The sequence below is a fragment of the Streptomyces sp. NPDC007157 genome, from assembly GCF_040634235.1.
Taxonomy (GTDB): domain Bacteria; phylum Actinomycetota; class Actinomycetes; order Streptomycetales; family Streptomycetaceae; genus Streptomyces.
Genome location: NZ_JBEYFE010000001.1, coordinates 139616 through 160902, shown reverse-complemented (window position 1 = coordinate 160902; position 21287 = coordinate 139616). Strand labels below are relative to the sequence as shown.

The following is a 21287-nucleotide window of genomic DNA, read 5'->3' as shown; positions in this document are numbered from 1 at the left end:
GGAGCGTCGTGGTGTGGGCGGTGTCCACCGTGACCATGCTGGTCCTCGCCGGGATCCTGCCCGACTTCCAGCTCCAGTCCGCCGACGGTGACAGCGCCACCCGTGTCGCGGTGACCGCGGCACTCGGTGCCGGTGCCTTCGGTGTGCTGTCGGCCGTCGTGTGGCCCCTTCTGGTACGACTGCTGCTGCTGGTGCCCGCCCTCGTCCTCGGCCTGCTGGTCTTCTTCCTCAACGGCTCCCTCCTCCTCGTCGCCCTGCGCATCAACCCCTCGGGACAGAGCGAGGCCGCCCCGGAGACCGCCGTGATCGTGGCCGCCGTGATGTCCGCCGTCGCCTCCGCCACCGGCGGTGCCCTCGCCGTCCGTGACGACGACGCCTACCGGCGCCGGCTCTCCCGCCTGGCCACCCGCCGCCGCGGTTCTAGGCCGCCCTGCCCGGCCACCCCCGGCACCGTCTTCCTCCAGCTCGACGGCGTCGGCCACGACGTGCTCACCGCCGCCGTCGCCAAGGGACTGATGCCGACGGTCGCCGCCTGGCTGGACGACACCCACCGGCTCACCCCCTGGCGCACCGACTGGTCCAGCCAGACCGGCGCCAGCCAGCTGGGCATCCTGCACGGCTCCACCTTCGACGTCCCGGCCTTCCGCTGGTACGAGAAGGACACCCGGGAGGTGATGGTCTGCAACCGGCCGACCAGCGCCGCCGAACTCCAGCGCCGTGCCGTCGAGCGCACCGCCGACGGGGGACTGCTCACCCTGGACGGCGCCAGCCGCGGCAACCTCTTCAGCGGCGGCGCCGACGAACAGGCGCTCGTGCTGTCCATAGCCACCCGGCGCCGAGGCCGGGAGAACCGTTCCCGCGCCGGCTACTTCGCCTACTTCTCCGACCCGGCCAACGCCGTCCGCACCGCGCTCTCCTTCGTCGCCGAGGTCGGCCGCGAGCTCGGCCAGTCGACGGCGGCCCGGATGCGCAAGCAGCGGCCCCGCGTGGGGCGCGGCGGCCTCTATCCCTTCGTGCGCGCCTTCGCCACCGTCGTCGAACGGGACGTCGTCGTCGCCGCGGTCATGGGCGACCTGCTCGCCGGCCGCACCGCCGTCTACGCCGACCTCGTCGCCTACGACGAGGTCGCCCACCACTCGGGGCCGCACAGCCGCGACGCCGAGAAGGTGCTGCAACGCCTGGACCGGGCCCTCGCGCTGATCGGGAAGGTCGCCGAGCACGCTCCACGGCAGTACCGGATCGTCGTCCTCTCCGACCACGGGCAGAGCCCCGGCGAGACCTTCCACTCCCGGTACGGCCTCACCCTCGGCGACCTGGTCCGGGCCGGCTGCGGGCTGCCCGTGCCGCGCCGCGCCGAGCGAACGCACAGCGGCACCGAGGCCCGGGCCGCCGTCCGCGCGGCCCTGCGCAGGCCGGTCGAGGAGGGCGGCGACAAGCACCGGCCCACCCGGCACTCGGAACCGGTCGTGCTCGCCTCCGGCAACCTCGGGCTGGTCTCCTTCCCGGACGTGCCGCACCGCATGACCAAGGAGGAGATCGACGCCCGGTACCCGGCGCTGCTCACCACTCTCGCCAACCACCCCGGCATCGGGTTCCTGCTGGTGCGCAGCGAGGAACACGGCGGGGTGGTGCTCGGGGCGTACGGCGCGGAGATACCGCTGGACCGGCTCGACGGGCATCCGGGGCCGCTGGCCGTCTTCGGGGCGGGCGCGGCGGACGCCGTCCGGCGCACGCACTCCTTTCCGCACACCGCCGACATCATGGTGAACTCGTCGTACGACCCGGAGGGCGGCGACGTCCTCGCGTTCGAGGAGCAGATCGGGTCGCACGGGGGGCTGGGGGGCGCGCAGGGGAGGCCGTTCCTGTTGTCGCCGGTCTGCGTCTCGGCGCCGGTGGCGCAGGGGGAGACGCTGGTGGGGGCCGAGGCCGTGCACGGGGTGCTGCGGCGGTGGCTTCGGGAGGCGGACGGGCCGCAGGTGCCGTTGCCCGCCGGCGAGGAGACGGCGGCGTAGTTCGTTCCGCGCGGGCCGGTGGGGGCTGGTCGCGCCCGCGCGGCGGAGCCGCACATTGACACAGCCCCGCGCCCCTGACGGGGCGCTACCGCTCGGCCCCGGATAAATCGGCTGCGTTCCTCTCGGCCCCGGCTCACACTGTTCGAGTCGCGAACCTCTCGAACATCCCCCAAGGAGCTGCTTCTTGCAGGCTGCCGTCACTGTCACGCCCTCCCGTCTCCCCGAGCTTCTCCTCGGCCTCGCCACCGTGCGGCCCGTGTTCATCTGGGGGGCGCCCGGGATCGGGAAGTCCTCGCTGGTGCGGGCGTTCGCCGAGTCGCTGGGGCTCGACTGCGTGAGTCTGCTCGGTACGCAGCTCGCGCCCGAGGACCTGATCGGCGTCCCGCAGATCCGTGACGGGCGGTCGGTGTTCTGCCCGCCCGAGGTGATCGCCCGGGACGAGCCGTACTGTCTCTTCCTCGACGAGCTGAACGCGGCCACCCCGGATGTGCAGAAGGCGTTCTACTCGCTGATCCTCGACCGCCGGATCGGCAGCTACGAGCTGCCGAAGGGGTCGATCGTCATCGGCGCCGGCAACCGGGCCACCGACAACGCCCTCGCCCGGCCCATCGCCTCCGCGCTCGTCAACCGGCTGGCCCACGTCCACCTGGAGGCCTCGGCCCACGACTGGCTCGCCTGGGCCGCGGACAACGGCATCCACCCGTGGATCCTGGACCACCTCACCGACCGGCCCGACCATCTGTGGTCCAGGCCGCCGAAGACCGAGGAGCCGTTCTCCACCCCGCGTTCCTGGCACATGCTCTCCGACGCCCTGCACTCCTTCGGGCGCGACCTCGACGAGGAGACCCTGAAGGTTCTCGCGCACGGCACGCTCACCCCGGCCCACGCCACCGCGTTCGGCGGATACGTCAAGATCGTGCGCAGCCGGTTCGGGATCGAGGCGATCCTGAGGGGCGACGCCGGCTGGCCGCACCGGATCGAGGACCGGGACCTGCTGTACTACCTCGCCGAGTCGTTCCGGGGGCGGCTGGTCAAGGAGCTGCCCGCCGCAAAGGAGCACATGTCGGCGAACGGCCGGCAGACCGCGTACCGCGCCAAGTCGCTGCTCGTGCAGCTCGCCGAGATCTCCGTCGAGGTCGCCCAGACCGTCATCGCCTCCGACGCCGACGGCAACCCCGTGCTGCCCTCCTGGTTCCTGATCGAGGCCGCCCGGGACATGCCCCGGCTGGTGGAGGCCCGACGATGAGCCCCAGCGGCCGCAAGGACCAGAAGAAGGTACAGAAGAAGGATCCGGCCGCGGAGAACTTCGCGGCCGGGGTCGAGCTGCTGCGCGCCAACCCGGCCCTGCGGGCCGTCGAGTTCACTCTCTGCCGGCACGAGAAGTGCGAACTGGCGCCCCATGAAGGGCTGGTACGGGCCGACTCCAACGGCGTCCTGCACGCGCACGCCACCCGCCGTGCCGAACCGGCCGAGTGGGCCTGGGCGTTGGCCCACTGCACCATCCATCTCGGCTTCGGTCACCTGCCCGCCGCCACCGGGCCGCGGACCGAGCCCGACCGGTACGACCTCGCCGCCCGCTGCACCGTCGTCAACCGCTTCCTGGGGACCTTCCCGGTCGGTGAGGCACCGGACCACCTGCCCGCGTCCTATCCGGAGGGTGACGAGGACCGGCTGGCCGCCGGCTGGCGCCGCGTCGGCAGTGTCCCGGCCGCCTACGAGCACGGCGGCACCAGCGGCGGTGAACCCGACCAGCTCCTCCTGTCCTGGGACAAGTGGGCCGGCCAGATCCCCGACTGGCAGGTCGCGTTCGCCCACGCGCTGACCCGGACCATGTCCCGGGCGATGGACCTGGCCGGCGGCCGCCGCACCTCCATGACCGGGCCGCCGACCCCGCTGCGCCCCTGGGAACAGGCGCTGAGCTGGTTCGTCTCCTCCTATCCGCTGCTCGGCGGTATCGCGGCCGGCATCAAACTGGTCGCCGACGCGGAGCTGGCCCGCGCCCATGACATCGCGATCGCCGCCGTCAACCCCGAGGCCGGCGAGATCTACGTCAACCCGCTGCGCACCCTGGACGACGAGGAGTGGCGGTTCGTCCTCGCCCACGAGATGCTGCACGCCGCCCTGCGTCACGGCGACCGCCTCGGCGGCCGCGACCCCTACCTCTTCAACGTCGCCTGCGACTACGTCATCAACGGCTGGCTGGTCGAGATGCGCGTCGGCACCATGCCCGAAGGGCTCTTGCACGACCCGGAGTTGAAGGACCTTTCGGCGGAGGAGGTGTACGACCGGATCGCCGTCGACCTGCGCCGGATGCGGCGCCTGGCCACCCTGCGCGGCAAGGGGCGCGGCGATGTGCTGGGCGCGCCGCTCGGGCCCCCCGGCGTCAGTGTCGACCTCGACGAGTTCTACCGCCGGGGCCTCGGCCAGGGACTCGACCTGCACCAGACGCAGGACCGCGGGTTCCTGCCCGGCGGCCTGGTCGAGGAGATCCGCGCCCTCAGTCATCCACCGCTGCCCTGGGATGCCCAACTGGCCCGCTGGTTCGACGAGTTCGTGCCCCGACCGGAAGCCGTACGGTCGTACGCCCGGCCTTCCCGTCGGCAGTCGTCCACCCCGGACATCCCGCGCGCCGGCCGCTACTTCCCGCCGGAGGAGGTCGCCCGCTGCACCTTCGGCGTGGTCCTGGACACCTCCGGCTCCATGGATCGCACCCTGCTCGGCAAGGCCCTCGGTGCGATCGCCTCCTACGCCGAGGCCCGTGACGTACCGGCGGCCCGGGTGGTGTTCTGCGACGCCGCCCCGCACGACGCCGGGTACCTGCCGACGACCGAGATCGCCGGGCGGGTCCGGGTGCACGGCCGCGGCGGTACCGTCCTCCAGCCCGGGATCGACCTGTTGCACCGCGCGGACGACTTCCCGCCGAACGCACCGGTCCTGGTGATCACCGACGGCTGGTGCGACGTGCTGCGGGTGCGGCGCGAGCACGCGTACCTCGTCCCCGACGGCCGTCGCCTGCCGTTCACTCCCCGTGGGCCGGTCTTCCGCGTGCGGTGAGCCCGGATGTGATCGGATGGGAGGCAGCGAAACCGGTTCATTCGCCTTCGTACGCCGAAAGGAACAACCGTGGCCACCACGCGCACCGCACACACCGTTTGGGAAGGCAACCTCCTCGAGGGCAACGGTGTCATCGACTTCGACTCCTCCGGTATCGGCCAGCAGCCGGTCACGTGGGCCTCGCGTTCCCAGGAGGCGAACGGCAAGACCAGCCCGGAGGAGCTGATCGCCGGCGCCCACTCCAGCTGCTTCTCCATGGCCCTCTCGCACGCCCTGGCCGGGGCCGGCACCCCGCCCACCAGGCTGGTGACGACCGCCGACGTCAAGTTCCAGCCGGGTGAGGGCATCACCGGGATCCACCTGACCGTCGAGGGCACGGTGCCCGGCCTGGACGAGGCCGGCTTCGCCGCCGCCGCCGAGGACGCCAAGAAGAACTGTCCGGTCAGCCAGGCCCTGGCCGGCACCACCATCACCCTGGACGCGAAGCTCGCCTGACCGTCGTACCCCTTCGGATGCCGCGCCCCTGTCACGGGCGCGGCATCGTCGTTCCCGGCGCACCCGGCATTGACAACGGCCCGCTCAAGTTTTGTGCTGGAGTCGGGGAAGTGGCCGGGCGGAAGGGGACGGACATGGCACGTGCGGTCGGGATCGACCTCGGTACGACGAACTCGGTGGTGGCCGTCCTGGAGGGCGGTGAGCCCACCGTCGTCGCCAACGCCGAGGGGGCGCGCACCACCCCGTCGGTGGTGGCCTTCGCGAAGAACGGGGACGTGCTGGTCGGCGAGGTCGCCAAGCGGCAGGCGGTGACCAACGTGGACCGCACCGCGCGCTCGGTGAAGCGGCACATGGGCGACGGCGCCTGGCGGTTCCCGCAGAGCGGGAGCGTGGACGGCACGCGGTACCGGGCCCAGGAGCTGTCGGCGCGGGTGCTGCAGAAGCTCAAGCGGGACACCGAGGCGTACCTCGGCGAGGACGTCACCGACGCGGTGATCACCGTACCCGCGTACTTCGACGACTCGCAGCGGCAGGCCACCAAGGAGGCCGGGGAGATCGCCGGCCTGAAGGTGCTGCGGATCATCAACGAGCCGACCGCCGCCGCCCTCGCCTACGGCCTCGACCGGGGCGAGGAGCAGACGGTCCTCGTCTTCGACCTCGGCGGCGGCACCTTCGACGTCTCCCTCCTTGAGATCGGCGACGGCGTGATCGAGGTCAAGGCCACCAACGGCGACACGCGTCTCGGCGGCGACGACTGGGACCAGCGGGTCGTCGAGCACCTGGTCAAACGCTTCAAGGGGCAGTACGGCATCGATCTCGGCAACGACAGGATGGCGCTGCAACGGCTGCGCGAGGGCGCCGAGAAGGCGAAGGTGGAGCTGTCCTCGTCCACGGAGACCTCGGTCAACCTGCCGTACATCACGGCCTCCGCCGAGGGCCCGCTGCACCTGGAGGAGAAGCTGACGCGGGCCCAGTTCCAGGAGCTGACGGCGGACCTGCTGGACCGCTGCAGGAAGCCGTTCCACCAGGCCGTCAAGGACGCGGGCGTGGAACTGTCCGCGATCGACCATGTGATCCTGGTCGGCGGCTCGACCCGGATGCCCGCCGTCACCGACCTGGTCAAGGAGCTCACCGGCAAGGACCCGCACAAGGGCGTCAACCCGGACGAGGTGGTGGCGGTCGGCGCCGCCCTCCAGGCGGGCGTGATCCGCGGTGACGTCAAGGACGTCCTGCTGCTGGACGTCACCCCGCTGTCCCTGGGCATCGAGACCAAGGGCGGCATCATGACGAAGCTGATCGAGCGCAACACCACGATCCCGACCCGGCGTTCGGAGATCTTCACGACCGCCGCCGACAACCAGCCCTCGGTGGGCATCCAGGTCTACCAGGGCGAACGGGAGATCGCGGCCTACAACAAGAAGCTCGGCGTCTTCGACCTCACCGGTCTGCCGCCGGCCCCGCGTGGCGTCCCGCAGATCGAGGTCGCCTTCGACATCGACGCCAACGGGATCATGCACGTCTCGGCGAAGGACCTGGCGACCGGCCGCGAGCAGAAGATGACCGTGACCGGCGGCTCCGCCCTCCCCAAGGACGACATAGACCGCATGATGCGGGAGGCCGAGCAGTACGCCGAGGAGGACCGCAAACGCCGCGAGGCCGCCGAGACCCGCAACCAGGCCGAGCAACTCGTCTACCAGACCGAGAAGTTCATACGCGAGAACGAGGACCGCGTGCCGGCCGACACGAAGACCGACGTGCGGTCGGCGATCACCGAACTCAGGGCCCTGCTGGACCGCGACGCCGACACCACGGAGCTGCGCCAGGGCGTGGACAACCTGGCGACCGTCAGCCAGCGCATGGGGCAGGCCATGTACGCGGGCGCCTCCGGCGGTCCGGCCGAGGAACAGCGGCCGCCCGCGGCGGACGAAGAAGGAGTGGTGGACGCGGAGATCGTGGACGACGAGAGGGGTACGGCTGGGTGAGGCACCGCCAAAATCCGCCGTCGTGGCCGGTCCCCGTCGCGGCGGGAAAAGGCCGAGCGACGGCTCGGAGTCAGCGGCGGGTGATCTCCCAGCCCCGGCGTGTCGGCAGGGCCGCGCAGACCGCCTCCAGCACGCACGCGTACGGCGTGCCGAAGTCGTTGAGTCGCCGCCGCAGTTGCTCCAGACAGTCACGGTGTTCGGTGAGCAGGTCCGTGTTGCCGGTGCGCGCCGTGAACTCCAGGACGGCGGGCAGGAAGTCCGGCAGCTCCTCGCCGGTGAACTCCATCCCGTACGCCTGGTAGACCTCCTTGAAGCGGACCAGGGACATGCCCCGGCGGCGGGTGTCGCCGTCGTGCCACCAACTGAGATAGAGACTGTGCCGGTCCTTGAAGTCGAAGACCTGCACATAGTGCGCAGCCAGCTCCTGCGGTGGGGTCACCGCGGCATGGTCGGTGAACTCCCGCAGTTGCGGGGCCGCTTCGCGCAGCAGCGGCAGCCGGGCGACGAAGTCGTCGTCCGGGTAGGTGAGGCAGAGCGCCGCCGCCTGGTAGAACACCGCGTCCGTGGACATCAGGTCTCCTTCGCCTCGTCCGGGGTGTCGGCGGTCTGCCGTTCGCGCAGCAGGTGGAAGTTCTCCACCGACACCAGGGGGAGCAGTTTTCGGCCCGGGTCCTGGCCGAAGGGCCCGTCGCCGCCCATGCCGGGGCCGCCGTCGTAGTCGAGGCTGCACCCTTCCGGGAGCGCGGACTCCTCCAGCCGGCGGGCGTCGCCGACCGCCGCGGTCGGGATCACATACCGGTCCTCGTACTCGGCGATCGCCAGCAGCCGGTACATCGCCTCGATCTCCGCCGCGGTCATCCCCACCGCGGCGGCGATCCCCGCGTCCGGCTCCTCGTCGAGGTTGAGCGCCCGCATATGGGAGCGCATCGCGGCCAGCTTCTCCAGGGACGCCCGCACCGGTGCGGTGTCGCCCGCCGCGAACAGCTCGGCCAGGTAGGCGAGGGGGATGCGCAGGGTGTCGATCGCGGCGAAGAGGTTCTGGGCGTCCTCGCCGTCGTGGCCCGTCTCGGACAGGGCGTCCACGACGGGGGACAGCGGCGGGATGTACCAGACCATCGGCATGGTGCGGTACTCCGGATGCAGGGGCAGCGCCACCCGGTAGGTGTGGATCAGCCGGTACACGGGGGATCGGCGGGCCGCCTCCAGCCAGTCGTACGGGATGCCCGCCTCCTCGCAGGCGCGCCGCACCGCCGGATCCTCCGGATCGAGGAAGACGCCCAACTGGGCCTCGTACAGCGCCTTCTCGTCCTTGGTCTCGGCCGCCGCGGTCACCCGGTCGGCGTCGTAGAGGATCACCCCGAGATAGCGCAGCCGGCCCACGCAGGTCTCCGAGCAGACCGTCGGCTGCCCCAGCTCCAGGCGCGGAGAGCACAGGGTGCACTTCTCGGCCTTGCCGGTGGCGTGGTTGAAGTAGACCTTCTTGTACGGGCATCCCGTCACGCACATCTGCCGGCCCCGGCACCGGTCCTGGTCGACCAGCACGATGCCGTCCTCGGCCCGCTTGTACATCGCGCCCGACGGGCAGGAGGCCACGCAGGACGGGTTGAGGCAGTGCTCGCAGATGCGCGGCAGATAGAACTTGAACGCCTGCTCGAACTCGAACCTGACCTTGTCCGAGGCTTGTCGGCGGGCGCGCTCGACCAGCGGGTCCAGGTCGCCGTGGGCGGGGGCGCCGGCCAGGTCGTCGTCCCGGTTCGACGACCACTCGGTCTTCATCGGCTTGCCGTCGAGCCGGGAGACCGGACGGGCGACCGGGTGGTCGTCGCCGAGCGGGGCGTCGGTGGGGTTCTGGTAGTCGTACGTCCAGGGCTCGTAGTAGTCCTTGATCTCCGGGAGCCTGGGGTCGGAGAAGATCCCGGCGAGCCTGTGCAGCCGGCCGCCCGCCTTGAGCTTCAGCGCGCCCCGCCGGTTCAGCTCCCAGCCGCCCCGCCAGGTCTCCTGGTCCTCGTAACGGCGCGGATAGCCCTGGCCGGGCCGGGTCTCGACGTTGTTGAACCAGACGTGCTCCATGCCCCGCCGGTCGGTCCACGCCTGCTTGCAGGTGACCGAGCAGGTGTGGCAGCCGATGCACTTGTCGAGGTTCATGACCATCGCGATCTGGGCCATGGGGCGCATCAGTGCTCGACCTCCTGGCCGCGGCGGCGGATCACCGTCACCTCGTCGCGCCGGCTGCCGGTCGGGCCCAGGTGGTCGAAGGCCCACGAGAGCTGCGCGTAACCGCCGATCAGATGGGACGGCTTGAGGATCAGCCGGGTGAGCGTGTCGTGGATGCCGCCGCGCCTGCCGGTGGTCTCGGTGCTCGGGACGGCGACCGTGCGTTCCCGCGCGTGGGGCAGGTGGACCGTGCCGGGCGGCATCCGGTGCGAGACGACCGCACGGGCCGCGACCACGCCGTTGCGGTTGACCGCCTCGACCCACTCGTTGTCCTGCACCCCGATCGCCTCCGCGTCCTGCGGGGACAGCCAGATGTTCTGGCCGCCCCGGGAGAGCGCGAGCATGAACAGGTCGTCCTGGTACTCGGAGTGGATCGACCACTTGTCGTGCGCGGTGAGGTGACGGACCGTCATCTCCCGCTGCCCGTCCGGGCCGAGGCGCGGCTCGCCGAGGAGCCGGTTCATGTCCAGCGGTGGCCGGTAGACCGGGAGCGCCTCGCCCAGTTCGTGGATCCAGTCGTGGTCGAGGAAGAAGTGCTGGCGGCCGGTGAGCGTGTGCCAGGGCCTGAGATGCTGGGTGTTGAGGGTGAACGCGGTGTAGCGGCGGCCGCCGGACCCGCTGCCCGACCACTCCGGAGAGGTGATCACCGGGACCGGCGCCGCCCGGGTGTCGGCGTAGGTGACCCGCCTGCCCTCGTGCTCGGCTGCCAGGTGGGCCATCTCCTGCCCGGTGCGCTGCTCCAGGGTGCGGAAACCCTGGATGGCGAGCCGGCCGTTGGTGGTGCCGGACAGCGCCAGGATGGCGTTCGCCGCCTTGACCGCCGTGTCGAGGGAGGGGCGGCCCTGGTAACCGGTGCCGTTCGACCTCCGCAGCTCCTCCACCTCCTGGTCCGGCCTGAGGGCGATGCCTTTGGCGGACAGGCCCACTTGCTCCACCAGGGGGCCAAGTGTCGCGAACTTGGCGCCGACCGCCGTGTAGTCCCGTTCGACCACGACCAGGTTCGGCATGGTCCGCCCGGGCACCGGCTCGCACTCCCCGCGCTTCCAGTCCCGCACCACCCCGCCCGGCTGGGCGGTCTCGCCGGGGGTGTCGTGCTGGAGGGGAACGGCCACCAGGTCCCTGCGCACCCCGAGACGGTCCACGGCCAGCTCGCTCAGCCGCTCCGCCAGTGCCTTGAAGGTGTCGAAGTCGGTGCGCGCCTGCCAGGGCGGGTCCACGGCCGGGGTGAAGGAGTGCACACAGGGGTGCGTGTCGGTGGACGACAGGTCGTGCTTCTCGTACCAGGTGGCGGCCGGCAGCACGACGTCGGACAGCAGGGTGGACGAGGTCTGCCGGAAGTCCAGTGAGAGCAGCAGGTCCAGCTTCCCCTCGGGCGCCTCCTCCCGCCAGGTCACGTCACGGGGCCGTTCGCCCGGGGCCGCCTCCTCGGCGCGCGGCGAGGAGTGCGTGCCCAGCAGGTGCTTGGTGAAGTACTCGGCACCCTTCGCCGACGAGTCCAGCAGGTTCGCCCGCCAAAGGGTGAGAACCCGCGGCCAGTTCTCCGGGGCGTCGGGGTCCTCGCACGCGAACTTCAAGGTCCCCGACCGGAGTTCCGCCACCGCCTTGGCCACCGGGTCACCGAACACACCGCCCAGTTCGAGGGGGTTGCGGTCGAAGGTCGGGTACGACGGCATCCAGCCCGCGCGGGCCGACAGCGCCAGGCAGTCCGCGCCGGTCATCCCGGCGAACCTGCCCTCGCCGAGCGGCGAGGCCAGCACGTCGGCGCCGAAACGGTCGTAACGCCACTGGTCGGTGTTGAGGAACCAGTAGGCCGTGCCGATCATCTGGCGCGGCGGCCGGGACCAGTCGTCGGCGGAGGCCAGACAGGCCCAGCCGGTGACTGGGAGGCACTTCTCCCGGCCGCCGTAGTGCGCCCAGCCGCCGCCGTTGCGGCCCTGGCAGCCGGTGAGCTGGAGCAGGGCCAGGAAGGTGCGGTAGATGGTCTCGGAGTGGAACCAGTGGTTGGTGCCGGCGCCCGTCACGATCATGCAGCGGCCCTTGGAGCGTTCCGCGGTCTGCGCGAACTCCCGGGCGATCTTGATGCACCTGGCGGCCGGGACCGAGGTGTGCCGCTCCTGCCAGGCGGGGGTGCCCGGGGTACCCGCGTCCGCGTAGCTCGCGGGCCAGGCACCGGGCAGACCGTGCCGCCACACCCCGTACTGCGCCACCAGCAGGTCGAACACCGTCGTCACGAGCGGGCCGTCCGCGCCGCCCAGCCGGGTCGCCGGCACCCCGCGCCGCAGTACCTCCCCGCGACCCTGCCCGTGCTCGCCGCCGTCCGTGTCGAAGCGTGGGAGCAGCACCTCGACCGGGCTCGCGACCTCCGTGTCGTACAGGCTCAACCGCGGTTCGATGTCACCGAGTTCGAGGTTCCAGCGGCCCTTGCCGGTGTCGGTCCAGCGGAAGCCCAGGGAGCCGTTCGGGACGACCGCGCGGCCGGACGCCGCGTCCAGGACGACCGTCTTCCACTCCGCGCCCTCGGCCTGCTGCCCGATGTCGGTGGCGCGCAGGAACTTGCCGGGCACGTACGCGCCGTCCCGTTCGGTGAGCGTGACCAGGAACGGCAGGTCGGTGAACTTCCTTACGTAGTCGGTGAAGAGCGGGGTCTCCCGGTCGACGAAGAACTCCTTCAGGACGACGTGGCCCATCGCGAGGGCCAGGGCACCGTCCGTCCCCGGGTGCGGGTGCAGCCACTCGTCGGCGAACTTGGCGTTGTCCGCGTTGTCTGCGTCGTCCGGGGCGACCACCACCACCTTCTGGCCCCGATACCGGGCCTCCGCCATCCGGTGGGCGTCCGGGGTGCGGGCCATCGGGATGTTCGAGCCCCACATCATCAGATAGGCCGCGTCCCACCAGTCGCCCGACTCCGGGACGTCCGTCTGGTCGCCGAAGACCTGCGGCGAGGCCACCGGGAGGTCGGCGTACCCGTCGTGGAACGACAGCATCGGGGCGCCGATGAGGGAGTGGTAGCGGGCGCCGGCCGCGTGGGACACCATCGACATCGCCGGAACGGGGGAGAAGCCGGCGATCCGGTCCGGGCCGTGGGCCGCGATGGTGTGCACCTGGGCGGCGGCGACGATCTCCACCGCCTCGTCCCAAGTGGCCCGTACCTGACCACCCTTGCCGCGTGCGCGCTGGTAACGGCGGCGCCGCTCCGGGTCGTTCTGGATGTCCGCCCAGGCGGCCACCGGATCCCGCAGCCGGCTCTTCGCCTCCCGGTACATCTCCAGCAGCACGCCCCGGACATACGGATACCGCACCCGGGTCGGCGAGTACGTGTACCAGGAGAACGCGGCGCCGCGCGGGCAGCCGCAGGGCCCGTACTCGGGGCGGTCGGGGCCGGCCGACGGATAGTCCGTCTCCTGGGTCTCCCAGGTGATGATCCCGTCCTTGACGTACACCTTCCAGCGGCAGGAGCCGGTGCAGTTCACGCCGTGCGTGGAGCGCACCACCCTGTCGTGGCTCCAGCGGTCCCGGTGGAAGGCGTCCGCCTCCCGGCCGCCGGGCAGGGCCACGCTGTGCGGATCGGGCGCGGGCGTGCCGGAGCGGAAGAACCGGGCGGCACCGAGCAGCGCCGCTCCGGGCTCCCTGGGAGGTGTCTGCGTGTCGGTCACCTGCGCTCCCTTGCTCACCCTTCGCTTCGACGCTAGGGGCGGGCACGGGATGGCACCTGTCCAGACGATCCGAACGGGTCACCGGCCGAGCCGTACGGGGTCGGCTGTCCAGGACATCCGGACGTGTCGCCGGTCGGGACACCCGAACGGGTCAGGCCTTGCGGGCGACAGCTCCGTACACCGGCACGATGCCCTCCTGCTGGAGTGCCACGTCCTCGGGGTCCGGGCGCCAGCCGGAGACCGGGATCACTCCGGGGCCGAGCAGCTCCAGGCCGTCGAAGAAGCGGTGGAAGCCGGTCAGCGGACGCGGATGGAACGGCGTCCCGCTGCGCCGGAAGTGGTCGGCCGCCTGCGCGACGGCCTCGGGGCTGAGATCCGGGGTGACCTGGGACAGGATCAGATGGCTGCCCGGGGCCAGCGCGTCGACATAGGTCTTCAGCAGGCCGTGGACGTCGTCGCCGTCCGGGTCGTCGTCGAGGTAGTGGGTCAGGGCCACCAGCGACAGGGCGATCGGCTCCGCGAAGTCCAGGGTCTCGGCGGCGTGGGCCAGCAGGGTGCCGGGATCGCGGACGTCGGCGTGGACGTAGGCGGTGCTGCCCTCGGGCGTGCCGCGCAGCAGGGCCTCCGCGTGCCGCAGCACGATCGGGTCGTTGTCCGCGTACACCACCCTCGACTCCGGTGCGACGCCCTGGGCCACCTGGTGCAGATTCGGTTCCGTGGGGATGCCGGTGCCGATGTCCAGGAACTGGCGGGTCCCGGACTCGGCGACGACGCGCACGGCCCGCTGCATGAACCGGCGGTTGGCACGCGCCCCGCGCAGCACCGTGCCGTCCACGGCGAGGATCCGCCGGGCGAGTTCCTCGTCCACCGGGTAGTTGTCCTTGCCGCCCAGCCACCAGTCGTACACCCGCGCCGGATGCGGCCGGCCGGTGTCGACGGCGGTGGGTGCGGGCTCGGATGCGGTCACGGTCTCTGCTCCTCAGAGGTTGTCACGGTACTCCCGCAGCAGCTCCTCGGTCCGCTGCGCCGAGGCGGCCCGGGCCGTCATGTGGTCCAGCACCTCCAGATGGGCGCCGACCTCGTCCCGGGAGTCCAGGTACAGGGCGCCGGTCAGGTACTCGGTGAAGACCATGTCGGGCAGTTCGGGCTCGGCGAACCGGAACAGCGTGAACGGCGCGTACGTCCCCGGGTGCGGGCCGCTCGCGAACTCGGCGATCTGGAGCGTGATCCGGTCCCGTTCGACGAAGGCGAGAAGCTTGTCGACCTGCTCGCGCATCATCTCGCAGTCGGCGCTGACCGGGCGCCGCAGCACCGTCTCGTCCATGATCACCCACAGGTGGGGCGGATCGTCCTGCTCCAGCAGCCGTTGCCGGGTCAGGCGCAGCGACACATGCCGCTCCACGGCCGCGGGGTCGCTGTGGCCTATCGTCCCGGCCTCCAGCACGGCCCGCGCATAAGCCTCGGTCTGCAACAGGCCGGGCAGGAAGTGCGGTTCGTAGGAGCGGATGACCCGGGCCGCGCCCTCCAGGCTCACGTACAGGCTGAACCAGTCCGGCAGCACGTCGTGGAACCGCTGCCACCAGCCCGGCTGGTTGGCCTCCTCGGCCAGCCGCACGAACGCGGCGTGCTCCTCCTCGGGCACCCCGTACGTCTCCAGCAGCACCTGGACGTACGGGATCTTCAGCGCGACCTCGGCCATCTCCATCCGCCGCACGGTCGCCTGGGCCACCCGCAACACCCGCGCCGCCTCGTCCCGGCCGAGGCCCGAGGCCTCCCGCAGTTCCTGCAACCGCTTGCCGAGCACGACCTGACCTACGGTGGGCGCAGCACGCCGCTCACTCACGCCACGCCTCCCCTACGCGCACAAGTACGGGGAGCAGTGTGTCACGCGATGCCGCGTCGCACACCTGGTCGAGGCAACCTCTTACATCAACTTGCCAGCGAGTGGAGGTACTTGGCGGTCGCCGGGTCGGCCGGCAGGAACGTCTCGACGGCCAGTTCGGCGACCGTCACATCCATCGGTGTGTTGAACGTCGAGATCGACGACACGAACGACAGCACCCGACCCTCGTGCTCGATCCGCATCGGCAGCGCGAACCAGGCCACCGGCTCGGCGGGTCGACCGTCGTCCACGCCCGCCGGCGCCGGATAGCCGGCGACCTCCTCGTACAACTCCCGCAGCGCGTCCGAGCGGTGCAGCGCGATCTGCCGTTCCATCTGCTGCAGCAGATGCCCGCGCCACTCGCGCAGATTGCGGATGCGCGGCGCCAGTCCCTCCGGGTGCAGGGTCAGCCGCATCGCGTTCGGCGCGGGCGCGAGCAACGACTCCGGCACGCCCTCCAGCAGCATCGCGATGCCCCGGTTGGCGGCGACCACCGTGTACGTGGCGTCCACCACCAGCGCGGGGTACGGCTCGTAGCCCTGGATCAGCCGCTCCATGCCGTCACGCAGCGCGTCCAGGGCGGGGTCGTCCAGCGGGGTCTCCGGGTAGTGCGGGGCGTAACCGGCCGCCAGCAGCAGGGCGTTGCGCTCCCGGACCGGCACGTCCAGGTGCTCGGCGAGCCGCAGCACCATCTCCTCGCTGGGCCGCGACCGGCCGGTCTCGACGAAGCTGATGTGCCGGGCGCTCGACTCGGCGCGCAGTGCCAGTTCCAGCTGGCTGACCCGCCGCCGCTCCCGCCACGCGCGCAGCAGCGGGCCGACGCCCTTCCCGTCGGGGGCGGGCGGGGAGGCAGCGGCGCCGGACGCGACAGTGGTCATGCAGACGACGGTAGTCGAGGAGGGCGTGGGCGACCGTGGCCGAGGTGTGTGCGGGGGCAGTCGGGTTGGTGGGGGGTGCGGGGGGTTGGGGCGAGTCGGGTTGGTGGTGGGTGCGGTCGCTGGGTCGAGTCGGTGGTGTGTGCGGGTCGCTGGGTCGAGTCGGGTCGGTGGTGTGTGCGGGTCGCTGGGGCGAGTCGGGTCGGTGGTGCGTGCGGGTCGCTGGGCGAGTCGGCAGCCCGCGTCGAGGGGCCGGTCACGCGGCGACGCGCAGCGCCGCGCGTACGCGCCCTCCAGGCCCGGTCGTGGCAGGCTGAACCCACGTACGCCTCCGGGCACCCCAGGGAAGGAAGCCGCACCATGGCCGTCGAACCGCTGGCGCAGCAGGAGATCGAGGACCGGCTGGCCGAGTTGCCGGGCTGGTCGCTGGACGGCGACCGGCTCGCCCGCGTCTACCGTCTCGACTCGCACTTCGCCGCCGCCGCACTCGTCGTGCACATCGCCCGGATCCAGGACGAGCTCGACCACCACTCCGACCTCACCCTCGGCTATCACACGGTCACCCTCACCGTGAACACCCACAGCGTGGGCGGCGCCGTCACCGGCCTGGACGTCGAACTCGCCCGCAGGGTGGAGGACATCGCCCCAGGCCACGGCGCACACTGAGCCATGTGCTCGACTACGACAAGGAAGCCGGGGCCTACGACGCGACGCGCGGCGGCGAAGCGCGCGCCGAGGCGGCCGCCGACGCCGTCCTCGGCCTGATACCCGACCCCCCGGACCGCCCCGCCCGGCTCCTCGACCTCGCCTGCGGCACCGGCATCGTCACCCGCCGCCTCGCCGCCGCCCGCCCCGCGCTCCAGGTGACCGGGGCGGACCGTGCACCCGGCATGGCGCGGCTGGCGGCGGCCCGGCTGCCGGGTTCGGTCCTGCTGGCCGACAGCCGCCGACTCCCCTTCCCCGACGCGACGTTCGACGCCGTGACCACCCTCTGGCTGCTCCACCTCATAGCGGACACCGCCGAGGTCCGCGCCGTCGTCGCCGAGTGCGCACGGGTGCTGCGGCCCGGCGGGGTGTACGTGACCACCGTGGACAAGGCCGCCGCGCACGACGTCGGCAGCGACATCGACGCGGTCCTCGCACCGCGCCCGCGCCGCCCGGCCTCGGACGCGGCCGCCGTCGTCACGGCGTACGCCGTGGACAGCGGGCTGTCTCCCGCCGGACAGGCGGCCTTCCGCGGTCACGGCCAGGGCCGCACCCCTCGCTCCACCATCGCCGACCTGCGGCGCGGCTGGTTCACGGTGCTACGGCCCGACGACCCCCGCGTCGAGGAGTTCGCCGCGCGACTGGCGGCCCTGCCCGACCAGGACCGCCGCCGTCCCGACCCCCGTTTCGGCGTCCGGGCGTTCCGGAAACCGGCGGACAGCCGAAGTCCGTCGAAGCCTGTGGACGGCCGAAGTTCATCGAAGCCGGCGGACGGCTGAAGTCCATCGTCCAGTTGGTCACCCCGGTCTCCTCACCGTCCACCGAGAACGCCTGCTCCCAGCGCGCGCCGGCGGGGAAGACCTCCGACCACACGAACCGGCCCCGCGGGGGAGCGTGTCGTCGCCGTACAACTCCCCGCGGTCCCCGTCGAACCGCCCGACGACCGGCGGGAACAGCTGCCCGCTCCGGCTCGCCGCCCGGTTCGGCGACCACTGGCCGGTCTCCCGGTCGAAGAGCCGCAGGGCGGCGCCTTCGCCCGCACCTGCGGCATGTCGATCTCGTCGACTTGCGTGTCGCCGCGTCGCACCGGTCGCGGTCGGTGACTCGGCGCGCGCTCCGTCATGTGCGCCGGACGGAATGCTTGACTGACCCGACCAATTGGACATTCGGTAACCACTCCACATCAAGGTGCGAAATCGTGCAGACGATCATGACCGAATCCCCGAACCTCCGATCCGACGCGTTCGACGCGTTGATCCGTGACATCGTCGGGCCGCTCGCCGACGACGTGGACCGGACCGGCCGCTTCCCGCGGGAGGGGATCCGGGCGCTGGGCGAGGCCGGGCTGCTCGGGCTGCTCAGCGCGCGGGAGAACGGCGGTGCGGGCGCGGGGCTGCGCGAGGCCGCCCAGGTGATCGAACGGCTCGCAGGTGCCTGCGGGTCGACGGCCATGGTGCTGCTCATGCACTACTCGGCCGTCACCGTCCTCGACCGGCACGCCCCCGAGGACGTCCGGCGCGAGATCGCCGCCGGCCGCCATCTGACCACTCTGGCGTTCTCCGAGCGCGGCTCCCGCAGCCACTTCTGGGCCCCGGTGAGCACCGCCGAGCCCCAGGGCGCCGACGCGGTGCGCCTGGACGCGCAGAAGTCCTGGATCACCTCGGCCGGCGAGGCCGACAGCTACGTCTGGTCCAGCAGGCCGCTGCGGGCGGACGGCCCGATGTCGCTGTGGCTGGTCCCCGCAGGCAGCGCCGGACTCGAAGTACAGGGCGACTACGACGGGTTCGGCCTGCGCGGCAACGCGTCCAGCCCCGTGTCGGCGACGGCCGTCGCCGTGCCCCGGTCCGCGCTGCTGGGCGCCGACGGGGAGGGACTGAGCACCGCTCTCGAAGTGGTGCTGCCGCACTTCCTCGTGCTGAGCGCGGCCTTCTCGCTCGGCGTGACCGAAGCACTGCTCGGCCTCACCGCCGCGCACCTTCGCAACACCCGCCTGGCGCACCTGGACCAGACGCTGGCCCAACAGCCGATGACCCGCAACCAGTTCGCGGGGCTGCGACTGCGGGCCGACGCGCTGCGCGCCCTGCTGGAGGAGACGCTCACCGCGACGGAGAGCGGACGACCCGAGGCGACGCTGCGGGTCCTGCAGATCAAGGCCCTCGCCGCGGAGACCGCCGCCGAGGTGGCGGACGGCGCGATGCGCCTGTGCGGCGGCGCCGCCTTCCGCCGTGAGACGGGCGTGGAGCGACGGTTCCGGGACGCCCTCGCGGCCCGTGTGATGGCACCCACCACCGAGGCGCTGCACGACTTCTGCGGCCGCGTGGAGCTGGGCCTGCCGCTCTTCGAGGAGGCCTGATGCCGGAGCTGGTCCTCGGCGCCGTCGCCTACGACCCGAAGGTCGTGACCATCTGGTCCGGCTTCCGGTCCTGGCTTCTCGCACAGGGTCTGCCCTTCGACTTCGTGCTCTACGCCCACTACGAGCGGCAGGCACAGGACCTGGTCGACGGGCGGATCGACGCGGCCTGGCACTCGCCGCTGGCCTGGCTGCGCACCCGCAGGCTGGCCGCCGCGGCGGGCGCGGAGGTGACGCCGCTCGTGATGCGGGACACCGACCGCGACCTGACCTCCGTGGTGGTGGTCCGGGCGGACGGCGAGATCCGCTCGACGGCCGATCTGAAAGGCCGGACGGTTGCCGTCGGCGCGGTCGACTCGCCCCAGTCGACCCTGATCCCCCTGCACCACCTGGCCGATCTCGGCCTGGTCGCGGGCACCGACTTCGAGGTACGCCGCCATGACACCGGGGTGGGCCTGCACGGCGACCACATCGGCGGCGAACGGGACGCGGCCCGCGCGCTGATGGCGGGGGAGGCGGACGCCGCCTGCATGATCGACGCCGGCCACCTGCTGTTCGGGCAGGAGGGCACCCTGCCGCCCGGTGGCACCCGGCTGCTGTCGCGCACCGATCCCTACGACCACTGCGTACTGGCGGCCGGGCCGTCCCTGGACAAGGAGCTCGGCGACCGGTTCACGGCGCTGCTGCTCTCCATGTCGTACAGCGATCCCGAGGTGCGCCGGCTCCTGGACCTGGAAGGGCTCACCCGGTGGCTGCCCGGCCGGGAGACCGGTTTCGGCCAGCTGATCGCGGCCGTCGACGCCACCGGCTTCTACGACGCGAGCGGCCGGATCACCGCGGCCGACTACCGGCCGTGACAGCCGCCGGCGCGGTCTCGGCCGACCTCGGCACGCTCGGCTTCGAGCAGGGCGCGCGGCTGCTGCTGAGCCGCGCACTGCGGCAGGCACCGCCCGGAACCCCGGTCGAGGTGCTCGGGACGGACCCGGCGCTGCTGCCCCATCTGGCCGTCTGGTGCCGCCATGAGGGGCACGAGCTGGAGGCCGCGGACCCGTCGGAAGCGCCGGTGGTCGCGCGGGTGCGGGCGGGGCCCGTCGCGGGCGCCCGCCTGCACGGGGCGGAACGCGCCGGTGGCGTGTCGGCCGGGGGGATCGCGGACCGGGCGTCCCTGCACTGGGGCCTGGCCGCGCGCGGCGCGCTGGTGGAGGCGGGCGGACCGGACGTGCCCTTCGCCGTCGTCGACAGGGACGTCGCGTGGACCGATCTCGCGCCCCGTCTGTACCGGCAGGCGGTCACCTCGCAGTGGGACCCCTACCGCGCGGTGGAGTGGGACGAGGCCTTCACCCTGCCCGACGAGATCGAGACCGCCGTCGTCCAGGTGATGACCTACCTGGTGGAGAACGAGCAGGCCGCCCTGGTGGTGCCGGGGCGGCTGCTGGTCCAGGTCCATCCGCACTTCCGCGAGGTGCTCCAGCTGCTCGCGGTGCAGGCGGCCGACGAGGCCAGGCACGTGGAGGTCTTCACCCGGCGGGCGCTGCTGCGCGGCGGCGAGATGGGCACCTCCTCGGTGGGCGGCCGGGCGTCCCTGGCGACCCTGCTGACCGAACCGGACTTCTCCATCGCGTCCTTCCTGCTGTCCGTGCTCGGGGAGGGCAGCTTCCTCAACCTCCTGTCCTTCCTGGAGCGGCACGCCCCCGACCCGGTCACCCGCCGCATCAGCCATCTGGTCCGCCAGGACGAGGCACGGCACGTGGCGTTCGGCGTCGGGCATCTGGAACACCGGGCCACGGTCGACCCGCTGCTGCACGGCCGGCTGCGTGCCGCGGTGGAGCGCCGGCACGACGCGCTGACCGGCACCGCGGGACTCAACGAGGACGTCTTCGACTCCCTGGTGCTGCTCGCCGCCGGCTCCTGGGCGCCGCGGGACATCGCCCGCGGCTGGCAGGCGGTGCGGCACCTGCAGAAGGAGATGGACGAAGGGCGCCGCCACCGCCTGGCCCGCCTGGGGTTCCCCGACGACGAGGCGGCGGCCCTGTCCGCACTGCACACCCGCAACTTCATGTGACGC

The 21287-nt window shown here is 72.2% G+C and carries 16 protein-coding genes; 10 read left to right on the top strand and 6 right to left on the bottom strand.

Annotated elements, in window-relative coordinates; all coding sequences use genetic code 11:
• The first annotated feature begins 11 nt into the window (after positions 1–11).
• The 5 genes from ABZ642_RS00705 to dnaK all read left to right on the top strand — a co-directional run bounded on the left by ABZ642_RS00705 (position 12) and on the right by dnaK (position 7543).
• Positions 12–2012 (top strand): alkaline phosphatase family protein, encoded by a 2001-nt coding sequence (locus ABZ642_RS00705; RefSeq protein WP_360476034.1) that lies wholly within the window; start codon positions 12–14, stop codon positions 2010–2012.
• A 184-nt stretch (positions 2013–2196) separates the two neighbouring features.
• Positions 2197–3258 (top strand): MoxR family ATPase, encoded by a 1062-nt coding sequence (locus ABZ642_RS00700; protein WP_360474814.1) that lies wholly within the window; start codon positions 2197–2199, stop codon positions 3256–3258.
• Positions 3255–5066: a hypothetical protein gene (locus ABZ642_RS00695; protein ID WP_360474811.1), complete on the top strand. Its 1812-nt coding sequence runs from the start codon at positions 3255–3257 to the stop codon at positions 5064–5066. The genes ABZ642_RS00700 and ABZ642_RS00695 overlap by 4 nt, the downstream gene beginning before the upstream one ends.
• Positions 5067–5135: 69 nt before the next feature.
• Positions 5136–5561 carry an OsmC family peroxiredoxin gene (locus ABZ642_RS00690; RefSeq protein ID WP_360474807.1) on the top strand — a complete coding sequence of 142 codons (426 nt, stop codon included), beginning with the start codon at positions 5136–5138 and terminating at the stop codon, positions 5559–5561.
• A gap of 134 nt (positions 5562–5695) precedes the next feature.
• Positions 5696–7543 carry a molecular chaperone DnaK gene (gene dnaK / locus ABZ642_RS00685; protein ID WP_360474804.1) on the top strand — a complete coding sequence of 616 codons (1848 nt, stop codon included), beginning with the start codon at positions 5696–5698 and terminating at the stop codon, positions 7541–7543.
• Positions 7544–7613: 70 nt separating this feature from the next.
• Here dnaK and narJ read toward each other — a convergent pair whose 3' ends face one another.
• The 6 genes from narJ to ABZ642_RS00655 form a co-directional block, all read right to left on the bottom strand.
• The gene (gene narJ, locus ABZ642_RS00680; RefSeq protein WP_360474801.1) at positions 7614–8114 is read right to left on the bottom strand and encodes a nitrate reductase molybdenum cofactor assembly chaperone; all 501 of its coding nucleotides are present in this window, start codon (positions 8112–8114) and stop codon (positions 7614–7616) included.
• The gene (gene narH / locus ABZ642_RS00675) at positions 8114–9718 is read right to left on the bottom strand and encodes a nitrate reductase subunit beta (protein ID WP_360474797.1); all 1605 of its coding nucleotides are present in this window, start codon (positions 9716–9718) and stop codon (positions 8114–8116) included. Before narH ends, narJ begins: the two co-directional genes overlap by 1 nt.
• Positions 9718–13410: a nitrate reductase subunit alpha gene (locus ABZ642_RS00670; protein ID WP_360474794.1), complete on the bottom strand. Its 3693-nt coding sequence runs from the start codon at positions 13408–13410 to the stop codon at positions 9718–9720. Before ABZ642_RS00670 ends, narH begins: the two co-directional genes overlap by 1 nt.
• Before the next feature lie 151 nt (positions 13411–13561).
• Positions 13562–14377 carry an SAM-dependent methyltransferase gene (locus tag ABZ642_RS00665; RefSeq protein WP_360474791.1) on the bottom strand — a complete coding sequence of 272 codons (816 nt, stop codon included), beginning with the start codon at positions 14375–14377 and terminating at the stop codon, positions 13562–13564.
• A 12-nt stretch (positions 14378–14389) separates the two neighbouring features.
• Positions 14390–15253 (bottom strand): helix-turn-helix transcriptional regulator, encoded by an 864-nt coding sequence (locus ABZ642_RS00660; RefSeq protein ID WP_360474788.1) that lies wholly within the window; start codon positions 15251–15253, stop codon positions 14390–14392.
• 86 nt (positions 15254–15339) lie between these two features.
• The gene (locus tag ABZ642_RS00655) at positions 15340–16170 is read right to left on the bottom strand and encodes a helix-turn-helix transcriptional regulator (protein ID WP_360474785.1); all 831 of its coding nucleotides are present in this window, start codon (positions 16168–16170) and stop codon (positions 15340–15342) included.
• Between the two features lie 357 nt (positions 16171–16527).
• Between ABZ642_RS00655 and ABZ642_RS00650 the strand changes: the two genes are divergently transcribed.
• The 5 genes from ABZ642_RS00650 (at position 16528) to ABZ642_RS00630 (ending at position 21284) form a co-directional block, all read left to right on the top strand.
• Positions 16528–16833, top strand: coding sequence for a 4a-hydroxytetrahydrobiopterin dehydratase (locus ABZ642_RS00650; RefSeq protein WP_360474783.1), 306 nt, complete (start codon positions 16528–16530; stop codon positions 16831–16833).
• 5 nt (positions 16834–16838) lie between these two features.
• The gene (locus ABZ642_RS00645) at positions 16839–17651 is read left to right on the top strand and encodes a class I SAM-dependent methyltransferase (RefSeq protein WP_360474780.1); all 813 of its coding nucleotides are present in this window, start codon (positions 16839–16841) and stop codon (positions 17649–17651) included.
• Between the two features lie 419 nt (positions 17652–18070).
• Positions 18071–19225: an acyl-CoA dehydrogenase family protein gene (locus tag ABZ642_RS00640; RefSeq protein ID WP_360474777.1), complete on the top strand. Its 1155-nt coding sequence runs from the start codon at positions 18071–18073 to the stop codon at positions 19223–19225.
• Positions 19225–20079, top strand: a complete 855-nt coding sequence (locus tag ABZ642_RS00635) for a phosphate/phosphite/phosphonate ABC transporter substrate-binding protein (protein ID WP_360474775.1) — start codon at positions 19225–19227, stop codon at positions 20077–20079. Before ABZ642_RS00640 ends, ABZ642_RS00635 begins: the two co-directional genes overlap by 1 nt.
• The gene (locus tag ABZ642_RS00630; RefSeq protein WP_360474772.1) at positions 20076–21284 is read left to right on the top strand and encodes a ferritin-like domain-containing protein; all 1209 of its coding nucleotides are present in this window, start codon (positions 20076–20078) and stop codon (positions 21282–21284) included. Before ABZ642_RS00635 ends, ABZ642_RS00630 begins: the two co-directional genes overlap by 4 nt.
• Positions 21285–21287 lie beyond the last annotated feature (3 nt).